We start from the raw sequence: 11372 nt of genomic DNA on the forward strand, positions 1-11372 counted from the left end.
TGTATTCAGCAGCGGACGGTCAAGCGAACTGGCGCAGGAAGCGCAGATCGTTGTCGAAGAACATGCGCAGGTCGTTGACGCCGTAGCGCAACATGGCCAGGCGCTCGGCCCCCATGCCGAAGGCGAAGCCCTTGTAACGCTCCGAGTCGATGCCGGAATGCCGGAAGACCTCCGGATGCACCATGCCGCAGCCCATGACTTCCAGCCACCCGCTATGAGAGCAGACCCGGCAGCCCTCACCCGAGCACATTACGCACTGTATATCGACTTCGGCGGAAGGCTCCGTGAAGGGAAAATAGGAGGGCCGGAAACGCACCGACAGGTCGTCGCGCTCGAAGAAGGCATGGAGGAAATCCTCGATGGTGCCCTTGAGGTCGGCGAAGCTCACGTCCTCGTCGACCAGCAGCCCCTCCACCTGATGAAACATGGGCGTATGGGTCAGGTCGGAATCGCTGCGATAGACACGCCCGGGGCAGACAATGCGAATCGGCGGTGCCTGCTCCTTCATCGTGCGCACCTGCACTGGCGAGGTATGGGTGCGCAGCAAGCGAGTCGCGTCGAAGTAGAAGGTATCGGCCATGCCCCGTGCCGGATGATGCGCCGGGATGTTGAGCGCTTCGAAGTTATGGTAGTCGTCCTCGATCTCCGGCCCCACGGCAACGTGATAGCCGATACGGCTGAACAACCCCTCGATCCGCTCCAGGGTCAGGGTGACCGGGTGGAGGCCGCCGTTCGCCTGGCCGCGCCCCGGCAGGGTCACGTCGATGCGCTCGGCTGCAAGTTGCGCATCGAGAGCCGCTTTCGCCAGTGCTTCACGACGCGCCTCGAGCTCTTCCATCAGCACCTGCTTGGCCTGGTTGATACGCTCCCCGGCAGCGGGACGCTCGTCCGCCGGCAGCTTGCCCAACCCCTTGAGTTGAGCAGTGATCTCGCCTTTCTTGCCGAGGTAGCGCACCCGCAACTCATCGAGCGCCGCGATGCTCACGGCGGCCTGAATGGCCTGACGGGCCTCGGTGACCAGTGTTGGTAGATGGTCCATCCGTTGAGCTCCGAAGTTCGTTGTCCTGCTGTTTACGCGTTGAAGGCGCGTCGTAAAAAAACAGGGGAAGAGCGGCTGCTCTTCCCCTGCGACGGTTCGGCATCGTGATGGGCCGACCGGAACCGGCCCAACGCCAACGGTCGATGTATTACTGGGCAGCCTTGGCCTTCTCGACGATGGCAGCGAAAGCCGCCTTCTCGTGAACGGCCAGGTCGGCCAGCACCTTGCGGTCGATCTCGATCCCGGCCTTCTTCAGGCCACCGACGAAGCGGCTGTAGGACAGGCCGTGCTGACGGGCACCGGCGTTGATACGCTGGATCCACAGGGCACGGAACTGACGCTTGCGCTGGCGACGGTCACGGTAGGCATACTGACCTGCCTTGATGACTGCCTGCTTGGCCACGCGAAAGACGCGCGAACGGGCACCGTAGTAGCCCTTGGCCAGCTTGAGAATCTTCTTGTGACGACGACGAGCGACGACACCACGCTTGACACGAGTCATGGCTTTCTCCTGACGTTAAAGTGGGTAACCAAAGGCTTACAGATTCGGCAGCATGCGCTGGATCAGGGCCTTGTCGGCGTCGTGGATCTGCTTCATACCGCGCAGTTGACGCTTCCGCTTGGTCGACTTCTTGGTCAGGATGTGGCTACGGAACGACTGCTTGTGCTTGAAGCCGTTGGCCGTCTTCTTGAAGCGCTTGGCAGCGCCGCTGTTGCTCTTGATTTTCGGCATGAGACTAACTCCGCTCGAGATTTTTCAGAAAATCCGTGGCCGATGGCCGGCTTGCACCGGCCATCCGTTTGACTGGCCTTCGGATCACTTCTTCTTGGGGGCAATGATCATGGTCATCTGGCGCCCTTCCATCTTGGGGAAGGACTCCACGGTCCCGATGTCCTCGAGATCCGCGGCGATCCGCTCCATCAGCTTGCGGCCGATGTCCTGGTGCGCCATTTCACGGCCGCGAAAACGCAGCGTGACCTTGCCCTTGTCGCCACCTTCGAGGAAGCGGATCAGGTTACGAAGCTTGACCTGATAGTCGCCCTCGTCGGTGCCAGGCCGGAATTTGACTTCCTTGACCTGAATCTGCTTCGTCTTCTTCTTCTGAGCCGATTTCTGCTTTTTTTGCTCAAAGACGAACTTGCCGTAATCCATGATCTTGCAGACGATCGGATCGGCATTGGAAATCTGGACGAGGTCTAGACCGGCCGCTTCGGCACGCTCGAGCGCTTCGCTGGTGGGCACGACGCCCAGCTGCTCGCCGTCGCTGTCGATCAGGCGTACCTGATCCTCGGTAATCCGCTCGTTCATTGGGGGGCGCTTGTCCTGAGGACGTGCGCGTTGGCTGCTTCGCTTGATCGTTCCGTCTCCGTTCCGGTAATTGACGATGTCGTTACCAACCTGTCTTTACCCCACCTGGGTCAAAGACCTTCCGCCTCCACCCGTTCGATGAAGGCATCGACGGTCATGGTGCCCAGATCTTCGCCGCTGCGCGTTCGCACGGCAACCGAGTCGGCTTCGACTTCCTTATCTCCTACCACCAGGAGATAGGGAACCTTCTGCAACGTATGTTCGCGGATTTTAAAGCCGATCTTCTCATTCCTCAAGTCCGCCTTGACGCGAAGGCCAATTTTCTGCAAGCGGCGCTCGAGTTTCCTGGCGTAGTCGCGCTGGGCATCGGTGATGATCATTACCACCGCCTGCTCCGGCGCCAGCCACAGCGGCATGGAACCGGCATAATGCTCGATCAGGATGCCGATGAAGCGCTCCATCGACCCCACAATAGCACGATGCAGCATGACCGGTGGCTTGCGATCGCCCTCTTCAGTCACGTACTGGGCGCCGAGGCGGGTCGGCATCATGAAATCGACCTGCATGGTGCCGACCTGCCACTCGCGGCCCAGGCAATCCTTCATGTGGTATTCGATCTTGGGGCCGTAGAAGGCGCCCTCGCCGGGAAGCTCTTCCCACTCAACCTCACAGGCTGACAGCGCCCCGCGCAGTGCGGCTTCGGCACGATCCCATACCTCATCGCTGCCGAGCCGCTTTTCCGGTCGCAGAGCGATCTTGACGGCGATGTCCTCGAAACCGAAGTCGCGATAGACCTTGAGCGCCTGGCGATGAAACGCCGTCACTTCCGGCTCGATCTGGGCTTCGGTACAGAAGACGTGGCCGTCGTCCTGGGTAAAGGCACGCACGCGCATGATGCCATGCAGTGCACCCGACGGCTCGTTGCGGTGGCAACCGCCGAACTCACCGTAGCGCACCGGCAGCTCACGATAGCTGCGAAGACCGGAGTTGAAGACCTGGACATGCCCCGGACAGTTCATCGGCTTCAGCGCGTACTCGCGCTTCTCCGACTCGGTAAAGAACATGTTTTCGGCGTAGTTGTCCCAGTGGCCGGATTTCTTCCACAGCGAGACGTCCATGATCTGGGGGCAGCGAATCTCCTGGTAGCCGCCCTCCCGATAGACGTTTCGCATGTACTGTTCGACGACCTGCCACAGCGTCCACCCCTTGGGATGCCAGAACACCATGCCCGGCGCCTCTTCCTGCATGTGGAAGTAGTCGAGCTTGCGCGCCAGCTTGCGATGGTCGCGCTTCTCGGCCTCCTCGAGTCGCTGCAGGTAGGCCTTGAGCTGCTTCTTGTCACCCCAGGCGGTGCCGTAGACGCGGGTCAGCATCGGCTTGCTGGCGTCACCGCGCCAGTAGGCGCCGGCCAGCTTGGTCAACTTGAACGCCTTCAAGTGCCGGGTATTGGGCACATGGGGCCCCCGGCACATGTCGGTGTATTCCTTGTGGTAATAGAGGCGAATCGTCTCGCCTGCCGGAATATCGCTTACAATTTCCTGCTTGTAGGGCTCGTCGCGCTGCTGAAAGGTTTCGAGAGCCTTGTCGCGGTCGACGTATTCGCGCACCACGTCGTATTCGCTATCGATCAGCTCCTTCATGCGCGTTTCAATGGCAGCGAGATCATCCGGCGTTACCGAGCGGCCGAAATCGATGTCGTAATAGAAGCCGTCCTCGATCACCGGGCCGATGGCCATCTTGGCCTCGGGGTAGAGCTGCTTCACCGCGTGCCCGACGAGGTGCGCGCATGAATGACGAATGACCTCGAGGCCCTCGGGGTCGCGTGTCGTGATGATGGCTACCTCAGCGTCATGGTCGATGAGGTCGGCAGCGTCCACCAGCACGCCGTCGATCTTGCCTGCCACGCAGGCCTTGGCCAGTCCCGGGCCGATGGATTCGGCCAGCTGCATCACGCTAATGGGTTCGTCGAAGGTTCTCTGGCTGCCGTCCGGCAGGGTCACGATGGGCATCGAAGCGTCCTTTGCGCAGTGGTGATCCATACCAGGGATCACGTGTCGCGGTTGATATAGCGAAAGATCAGAATAGCGAATGCCGGTTAGCAAACGTGCAGCCCGCCCATTACCCTGGGCGATACGGGGTCCACACGCAGTGGCCCCGCTGCACGTCACGGCAGCCGACAAGACTAACAGAATCTCACCTGGCTACGCCATGCCGCATGGCTCCCAGACGCAGCAGGGGCACCCGAAGGTGCCCCTGCTGGAAGCGATGGCGGGCGAATCGCCCGTAGCGCTTCGATCAATCCCAGTTCAGGATCTCGACACGACGGTTCTGGGCACGGCCCTGGTCGGTCTCGTTGGACGCGACCGGACGCTCTTCACCAAAGCCGCGAGTCGTCATGCGGTTCTCGGCGATGCCGCGGGAAACCAGGTAGTCTCTGACCGAATCGGCGCGACGCTGAGACAGGTCCTGGTTGTACTGTGCCGAACCAACGTGGTCGGTATGACCTTCGATGCGAACCCGCAGATTGGAGTTCTCACGCAGCGTGGTCGCCACCTCATCGAGGGTCCGGTGCGCCTCCGGACGGATCTCGGCAGAGTCGAAGGCGAAGTTCACGTCGCTTTCCAGCGTCACCGGCTCGAACTCGGTCACCGGTGCAGGCTCGGGCTCGGGCTCGGGCATCGGCTCGGGCTCGGCAACCGGCTCAGGCGTACGATCGGCGCACAGCAGCGCACCGATAGCGGAACCCGCGACGGCACCAGTTGCGGTGCCTTCTTCCTCGTCGGATTGGCCGCTGGTTGCATAGCCGATGCTTCCGCCAATCAAGCCACCAGCGATACCGCACACCACGGGCTGCTGATACCAGGCATTACCTGTCGAGGCCGTCGCAGTACCGCCAGCCCTGTCACCACCTCTCTGAAAATCCGTGGCACAGCCGGAAAGGCCGACTACCAGGGCAGAACCCAACAACAAGCCAGTCGTTGATTTTTTCATTGCAAGACTCCTTCTTGATTTCATCTCGGGGCTATGCAAATGCGAACACCCGATGGTCAGGACATTCATTGACCCAACGGCTTCAAGTGTAGGCCGTTATCGGCCTTGCTCAAAGGGCCGTTTCACTCCTTTGGATGGTGCCATGCGGTTTTCTGCCAGAAAAAACCCGGGAACGGCCAATGCTTAGCTTGGAGTACACAAAGCGCTGCCAACATACCGTGCTGTAGAGCCGTTGTATAGTTATCAATGCAGGCTATCCGGCCAACCGCGACGAAACCGAAGCACCTCTTCCGCCGCTTTCAAGACGGGCTGGCGCCACTCCGCCTCGATTTCGAGGCGCTGGCGATCCTCACGCATGCGGTCGCGTGGCGCCAGCGCCTTGCGCGCAGAGTGGGTGTGCAGATGCTGCGTGCGGCTATAGACCTCGCTGAAGGCCTGAAAATCGGGGCGCTCCAGCAGGCGTGGGTCAAGAATGTCGAGGAGCAGCTTGCAGCGCCAGGCCCCTTCCGTGACGTCGACCTGTTCCTGCAGCAGCGAGGAAGCCACGATCTCTAGATTGGCCAGGCAGTTCTCGTGAGCCCGACGCAGTTCCTCCTCGCGAAAGGCTTCCCGTCGCTTCACCTCGCGCCAGAGGGTGAAGGCATAGGCCGCCAGGCCGGCAACGATGGCCAGGGCAAGGGCGAGCAGGATCAATGCCGTTGTGGTCGTCATCGAATCTCCAGGCTGTAGGTTCCAGATCGAATTGTAACGCAAGCCGTTGGCGAGCACAGGGCAAGCCGATTCACCCCATGGCTCCGGTTCGCTCCGCACGAACGCCTATCGGCACTGAGATTCTTTTTCGTCACCGTGATGACCTGCGCCCGCGCGATAGGCCTGACGCATGCCCGCCATACGCAAGACACCCGGCGAATGCCGGGTGTCTTTGCCGCTCGCTCTCGCTCGTGTAGTGCTTCAACCCTGTCCCGTCGCGGCAATGAGCATCCATATGCCGGTGTAGTGATCGAGCAGCAAGATGCCGAATACGCCGAGGATATAGCGGATCGAGAACCAGAAGGCGGCCAGAGGGGCCTTGGGGTCCGCTCCACGCCAGACTTTCCAGTTCCAGTACATGAAGCGGGCATTGAGCGCCATGACCCCTAACAGGTAGACGGCCCCGCTCATGCCGATAACGAAGGGCAGCAGCGTGACGGCTACCGTCAGCCAGCCATAGAGCCACACCTGAAGCCGGGTGAATGCCTCGCCGTGAGTGACCGGCAGCATCGGCACGCCGGCCCGGGCATACTCGTCACGCTTGTGGATCGCCAATGCCCAGAAGTGCGGCGGCGTCCAGGCGAACACGATCAGCACCAGCAGCAGCGGCTCCGGCCCCAGCTGTCCGGTCACAGCGGTCCAGCCCAGCATGGGCGGCGCGGCGCCGGCCACGCCGCCAATCACGATATTCTGCGGCGTCGCTCGCTTGAGGAAAGCGGTATAAATGAGGGCGTAACCGATCAGAGACCCCAGGGTCAGCCAGGCGGTGAGCGCATTGACCTGCCACAGCAGCAGCAGGATGCCGGCAACGGAGAGCAGCGTTGCCCATCCCAGCGCCAGCACCGTGGGCATCCGCTGACTCGCCAGCGGTCGCTGCGAGGTGCGCAGCATCATCGCATCGAGCCTGCGATCGACGATATGATTGAACGCCGCCGCCCCGCCGGCCGCCATGCCGATACCGGCCAGGCCGAATATCACCGTCGACGGCGAAGGCAACGTCGGCGTGGCCAGGGCCATCCCCACCAGCGCACAGGCCAGCATCACCACCACCACCCTGGGCTTGCATAGCGTGAGCAGGTCCTGCCAGGTCCAGTCGGCAACATCCCACTGAGACAACAGCACGCGCTTCACACCCATCCGCTTCTGCAGCGCGTTAGACATGCACCCACTCCTTGTCGCTTCGTGTTGTACCTGCAGCCTCCACGGCCGTTTCCCGCCAATGCCAGACCGCCAATGCCAGCAACAGGACCAGCGACACGGCGCCGGCCGTATGCAGCAGAGCCAACCACAAGGGCAGCCACATCAGCACATTGGCGATGCCTAGGCTCAGTTGAATACCATAAGCGAGAACGAGGCCGCCGAGCCAGGGCCGCATGCGTGCCTCGCTCCAGTAGCGCGTCGCCAGGACCGCCAGCACCAGTCCCAGCAGCAACGCGCCGATACGATGCCCCTGATGGATGGCGGTACGCGCATCGGCATGCAGCTTTCCGTACAGGTAGTTGGGCCCCACTGTCTGGGTGAGATGGAACCCTTCGCTCCAGTCCATCTCCGGCCACCACTGCCCGTTGCAGGTGGGAAACCCCTGGCAAGCGATGCCGGCATAGTTGCTCGATACCCAGCCCCCCAGTGCCAGCTGGAGCACCAGGAGCAGCATGGCCAGCCCCCACAGGGGTGTCACGCGTCGCCGAGGCACGTTCATCGCATCGCCCTTGGCGAAGCGCCGCAAGCTCAAGTGCAGCCACAGGAACAGCACCAGTACCGTGAGCCCTCCCAGCAGATGGAGCGTGACGACCTGCGGCCACAGCTTGAGGGTCACGGTGAAGGCACCGAAGGCACCCTGCAGGAGGATTACCGCCAATAGCGCCACGCTGGTCATCCAGGGGTAGCCGGGGCGCCGCCGCAATCCTGCACCTAGCGCAAGCAGGCCGAGAACCAGCAGGCCCAGTAACGAGGCGACATAGCGATGCACCATCTCCACCCAAGCCTTGAAGACCTCGAGCGGCGCATCCGGAGAGTGCGTCATGGCACGCTCGGCATCGGGCACGACCAGGTGGCCGTAGCAACCCGGCCAGTCGGGGCAACCCAGCCCCGCATCCACCAAACGGGTACCGACCCCGATGAGAATCACCACGGTGGTAAAAACGACACCTGCCAGGCTCAGAGCCAACAGCAGGCGTAGCCGAGGCAGATCAGCCTGGCGGTGAGAGTTCGGCATCGAAGCGCCCTGCATGTCGTTCACTCTCCTTGGCCTCGTCTTGTCTCGCATGGCAAGCGGCGTCATGTCAGCGGTGACTGTCGTCCAGTTCCGGCGTCGCCCGCCGGTCAGGGTTCATGCGCAACAGGTGGCTTACGTCATCCATGACGTGCCGAACCTCGACCTCGCGGTCATAGGTCAGCACGGCCTTGCCCTCGGGATCGAGCACCCAGACCTGCCCAGGGCTCTGCCAGACGGGCAACGCCTGCCACTGGCTTCCCACTTCACCAGGCAGCAGGTCCTCTTCTCCCCCAATCCTCAACCGGGTGACTCGCGGCGCCTCGCGACCCAGGGCACGATGCAGGCGCCACCAGCGATCAGCCTCCGCGGCGCAGGAAGCGCCCGTGCAATCGAACGCCAGCACCCAGTCTCCGCCATCCAGAGAATCGTAGGGTTCGGTCAAGGGCCACTCGGCCAGCTGCGGTACGGCCGGTGCCAATTCACCATGAGCCGTGCGCTGCTCGGGAATGCCGATGCGCCAATGCACCATGACCCAGGCTACGATGACAGGTGCCGCGAAGATGACGATCAATGCCAGCAGCTTGAAGCGTTGCTGTCTTGCGTTCATGACTTGCTGCACGCTTGAGTCTCCTCGGAGGGTTCATTTCCCGTGGCCTTGCTGCGGGCGGAGCGCCGGTCCCTGACCAGCCTGCGGCCGCCGAGAAGCATGGTCAGCAGTGCGGCAAGAGCCAGACCCCACCATTGAACGGCGTAGCCGATGTGTCGACTGGGCGGCACGACGCTGGGCTCCCACCAGGATTCCAGCGTCCCCGGGCCACGTTCGAGATGCATCCAGCCAGCGTGGGCGAAGCCCTCCTCGAGACCCCATGCGGAGAGCTCGATTCGCTGTAGCCTGCGCCCTTCATGGTTGGGGCCGAACAGCGGCGCCCCGTCATGCGCCACCTGCCAACGCCCTTCCACCCTCACCTCACCCTCGGGCGTCTCCACCTGTGGGGTATCCCGACTCGGGCCGGTGGCGAGAAAGCCGCGCTGAATCAACCATAGGCGGCCATCTTCGCTGCGTAGCGGCGTGAGAACCGCAACGCCCAGGTTACCCTCGTGGGTGCGATTGTCGAGAAAAAGCGTCTGCTCCGCCAGATAGTAGCCGCGCAGGACCAGGTGAGTCCCCTCGGGCGGCGCTTCACGCGGTGCCTCAAGCGTTGGCGCCGCGTCAAGCCGCGTCAGGTAGTCGCGCTTGTCGGCGGCCCGTTCCCACTGCCATAGTCCAAGGAACAGGCCCAGCGCCACCAATAGTGACCAGAAAGTGAACCAGGCAGCCAGTCGCCAGCTCCCGACTCCCTGTCTCCCGATGGAGTGATTCATGTTCCTCAAGACCCTGATAGTCGTCGTGTTCCTGGCCATGCTGGCCAGCCTTGCCGCCGGCGTCGGCTTTCTCCTCCGTGACGACTCCAGTTCGAGGCGCCTGCTGGTTTCGCTGAAAATCCGCGTGTCCCTGGCGGCGCTACTGCTGGCCCTGTTGTTCTACGGTTTCTACTTTGGCAGCCTGGGCCCCGCTTGAGGCCCTGACTGCCGAATGTCGCGCCGTGGCGTTGCACCTGCGTCAGAACACGTAGACGAACAGGAACAGCCCCACCCAGACCACATCGACGAAGTGCCAGTACCAGCATGACGCCTCGAAGCCGAAGTGCTCCTCGGGCGAAAAGTGATGGCGCATCACACGGAACAACATGACGATGAGTATCAACGTGCCGATGATCACGTGCAGGCCGTGGAAGCCGGTCAGGATGAAGAAAGTGGCGCCGTAGATGCCGGATTCCAGCGTGATGCCGTAGTGGGCATAGGCTTCGTAATACTCCACCGCCTGGATGGTGATGAAGCAAAGGCCCAGCAGGACGGTTCCCGCCAGCCAGTTGCGACAGACCTGACGCTTGCCCTCCTTCAACGCCTCGTGAGCCACGGTCAGCGTAATGCTCGATGACACCAGAATCAGCGTGTTGACCAACGGCAGATGCCAAGGACTGAACACCTGGGCCGGTCCGGCCACGGAGGCATCGGGCGGGCTCAGCAGGGGCCAGTGCGCCGTGAACTCCGGCCACAGCAACGCCGTCGCCCCCTTGGTGCCCTCGCCTGCCAACCAGGGGATGGCAAAGGTGCGTACGTAGAAGAGCGCACCGAAAAAGGCGGCGAAGAACATCACTTCGGAGAAGATAAACCAGCCCATGCCCCAGCGGAACGAGCGATCCATCTGCGTATCGTAGAGGCCGCTGCGGGACTCCTTGACCACGTCGCGGAACCACAGCGCCATGACGGCGACAACCCCCACCAGGCCGACCAGCGAAACAAGGGTTCCGCGCCCATGCACCAGCACCATGCCAGTGCCGACCATCATCGTCCCGAGTGCCAATGAACCCAGCGCCGGCCATTTACTGGTTGCGGGAACGTAATAACTGCCACCACTCATGCCTCACCTCCTTCGTCGCTCTTTACCCCGGCCTGCAGCGGTACGTCCTTCCCCTCCACCGGATAGAGGGTATAGACCAGAGTAATGGTATTGACCTCAGGGGGGAGGTCACGGGCCAACTGGAAGACCAGCGGCAGCTCGACACGCTCGCCCGCCTGCAGCTGCTGCTCCTCGAAGCAGAAGCAGCTGGTCTTGCGCACATGCCGCGTCGCGGTAGCGGGCGAAACGCTGGGGACGGCACGCCCCCAGCTCTCCGCACCGCTCTGGTTGCTGAAAGTGAAATTGACTTCTGACGTCTGCCCCGGATGTAGCCTCACCTGCCGCGTTTCGACATCCATGCGCCACGGCAGGCCCGAACCGTTGCGCGTAATGAACTGCACGGTCACCATGCGCGACTGATCGACCTCCTCGTGAACGATGGCCTGGGCCGAGGTATCGGCCTTGCCATTGAGCCCGGTCACGCGACAGAAGACGTCGTACAGCGGCACCAGGGCGAAAGCGAAGGCGAACATGCCGACCAGGGCCGCCACGCTGCGCCACACCGTTCGCCGCACCGCTGCCTGCTGAGTCCGGTTATCGTGCTGGCTCATGCTTCACTCCTCTTCTC

Annotated in this window: 14 protein-coding genes; 1 reads left to right on the plus strand and 13 read right to left on the minus strand. The window is 62.4% G+C overall.

Features of this window, described 5'->3' with window-relative positions; genetic code table 11:
• Window positions 1-19: 19 nt before the first annotated feature.
• From pheS to ACOJCM_RS15350, 11 genes are all read right to left on the minus strand, one after another.
• Window positions 20-1039, minus strand: coding sequence for a phenylalanine--tRNA ligase subunit alpha (gene pheS, locus ACOJCM_RS15300; RefSeq protein ID WP_445212934.1), 1020 nt, complete (start codon window positions 1037-1039; stop codon window positions 20-22).
• A 148-nt stretch (window positions 1040-1187) separates the two neighbouring features.
• Entirely contained in the window at window positions 1188-1541 is a 354-nt protein-coding gene (rplT, locus tag ACOJCM_RS15305) for a 50S ribosomal protein L20 (protein ID WP_159552283.1), read from the minus strand.
• 36 nt (window positions 1542-1577) lie between these two features.
• The gene (gene rpmI, locus ACOJCM_RS15310; RefSeq protein WP_089725334.1) at window positions 1578-1772 is read right to left on the minus strand and encodes a 50S ribosomal protein L35; all 195 of its coding nucleotides are present in this window, start codon (window positions 1770-1772) and stop codon (window positions 1578-1580) included.
• A gap of 84 nt (window positions 1773-1856) precedes the next feature.
• Entirely contained in the window at window positions 1857-2426 is a 570-nt protein-coding gene (gene infC, locus ACOJCM_RS15315; RefSeq protein ID WP_445213486.1) for a translation initiation factor IF-3, read from the minus strand.
• A 32-nt stretch (window positions 2427-2458) separates the two neighbouring features.
• Window positions 2459-4357: a threonine--tRNA ligase gene (thrS, locus tag ACOJCM_RS15320; protein ID WP_445212935.1), complete on the minus strand. Its 1899-nt coding sequence runs from the start codon at window positions 4355-4357 to the stop codon at window positions 2459-2461.
• 286 nt (window positions 4358-4643) lie between these two features.
• Window positions 4644-5339, minus strand: a complete 696-nt coding sequence (locus ACOJCM_RS15325; RefSeq protein WP_445212936.1) for an OmpA family protein — start codon at window positions 5337-5339, stop codon at window positions 4644-4646.
• A 243-nt stretch (window positions 5340-5582) separates the two neighbouring features.
• Window positions 5583-6050 (minus strand): DUF2489 domain-containing protein, encoded by a 468-nt coding sequence (locus ACOJCM_RS15330; protein WP_445212937.1) that lies wholly within the window; start codon window positions 6048-6050, stop codon window positions 5583-5585.
• Between the two features lie 240 nt (window positions 6051-6290).
• Window positions 6291-7226, minus strand: coding sequence for a heme o synthase (gene cyoE, locus ACOJCM_RS15335; protein WP_445213487.1), 936 nt, complete (start codon window positions 7224-7226; stop codon window positions 6291-6293).
• 16 nt (window positions 7227-7242) lie between these two features.
• Window positions 7243-8319: a COX15/CtaA family protein gene (locus tag ACOJCM_RS15340; protein ID WP_445212938.1), complete on the minus strand. Its 1077-nt coding sequence runs from the start codon at window positions 8317-8319 to the stop codon at window positions 7243-7245.
• 52 nt (window positions 8320-8371) lie between these two features.
• A complete protein-coding gene (locus ACOJCM_RS15345; protein ID WP_445212939.1) occupies window positions 8372-8923 on the minus strand; it encodes a hypothetical protein in 552 nt (183 codons plus the stop codon).
• Window positions 8908-9666: an SURF1 family protein gene (locus ACOJCM_RS15350; RefSeq protein WP_445212940.1), complete on the minus strand. Its 759-nt coding sequence runs from the start codon at window positions 9664-9666 to the stop codon at window positions 8908-8910. Before ACOJCM_RS15350 ends, ACOJCM_RS15345 begins: the two co-directional genes overlap by 16 nt.
• On the opposite strand from ACOJCM_RS15350, the gene ACOJCM_RS15355 reads away from it, so the two are divergent.
• Entirely contained in the window at window positions 9665-9862 is a 198-nt protein-coding gene (locus ACOJCM_RS15355) for a DUF2909 family protein (protein ID WP_445212941.1), read from the plus strand. The genes ACOJCM_RS15350 and ACOJCM_RS15355 overlap by 2 nt on opposite strands.
• Window positions 9863-9904: 42 nt before the next feature.
• On the opposite strand, the gene ACOJCM_RS15360 is transcribed toward ACOJCM_RS15355, so the two are convergent.
• Together ACOJCM_RS15360 and ACOJCM_RS15365 are read right to left on the minus strand one after the other, a co-directional pair.
• On the minus strand, window positions 9905-10765 hold the full coding sequence (locus ACOJCM_RS15360; protein ID WP_445212942.1) for a cytochrome c oxidase subunit 3: 861 nt from the start codon (window positions 10763-10765) through the stop codon (window positions 9905-9907).
• The gene (locus ACOJCM_RS15365) at window positions 10762-11355 is read right to left on the minus strand and encodes a cytochrome c oxidase assembly protein (protein ID WP_445212943.1); all 594 of its coding nucleotides are present in this window, start codon (window positions 11353-11355) and stop codon (window positions 10762-10764) included. The genes ACOJCM_RS15360 and ACOJCM_RS15365 overlap by 4 nt, the downstream gene beginning before the upstream one ends.
• Window positions 11356-11372: the final 17 nt, after the last annotated feature.

This window comes from Billgrantia hypersalina (assembly GCF_052584175.1).

Excerpts from the sequence above, each read along its gene's own strand:
- ACOJCM_RS15360 (WP_445212942.1), bottom strand. The coding sequence starts at position 10,765 with ATGAGTGGTGGCAGTTATTACGTTCCCGCAACCAGTAAATGGCCGGCG.
- cyoE (WP_445213487.1), bottom strand. The coding sequence starts at position 7,226 with ATGGGTGTGAAGCGCGTGCTGTTGTCTCAGTGGGATGTTGCCGACTGG.
- ACOJCM_RS15365 (WP_445212943.1), bottom strand. The coding sequence starts at position 11,355 with ATGAGCCAGCACGATAACCGGACTCAGCAGGCAGCGGTGCGGCGAACG.
- ACOJCM_RS15330 (WP_445212937.1), bottom strand. The coding sequence starts at position 6,050 with ATGACGACCACAACGGCATTGATCCTGCTCGCCCTTGCCCTGGCCATC.
- ACOJCM_RS15325 (WP_445212936.1), bottom strand. The coding sequence starts at position 5,339 with ATGAAAAAATCAACGACTGGCTTGTTGTTGGGTTCTGCCCTGGTAGTC.
- ACOJCM_RS15350 (WP_445212940.1), bottom strand. The coding sequence starts at position 9,666 with ATGAATCACTCCATCGGGAGACAGGGAGTCGGGAGCTGGCGACTGGCT.
- ACOJCM_RS15355 (WP_445212941.1), top strand. The coding sequence starts at position 9,665 with ATGTTCCTCAAGACCCTGATAGTCGTCGTGTTCCTGGCCATGCTGGCC.
- ACOJCM_RS15340 (WP_445212938.1), bottom strand. The coding sequence starts at position 8,319 with ATGCAGGGCGCTTCGATGCCGAACTCTCACCGCCAGGCTGATCTGCCT.
- rpmI (WP_089725334.1), bottom strand. The coding sequence starts at position 1,772 with ATGCCGAAAATCAAGAGCAACAGCGGCGCTGCCAAGCGCTTCAAGAAG.
- thrS (WP_445212935.1), bottom strand. The coding sequence starts at position 4,357 with ATGCCCATCGTGACCCTGCCGGACGGCAGCCAGAGAACCTTCGACGAA.
- pheS (WP_445212934.1), bottom strand. The coding sequence starts at position 1,039 with ATGGACCATCTACCAACACTGGTCACCGAGGCCCGTCAGGCCATTCAG.
- rplT (WP_159552283.1), bottom strand. The coding sequence starts at position 1,541 with ATGACTCGTGTCAAGCGTGGTGTCGTCGCTCGTCGTCGTCACAAGAAG.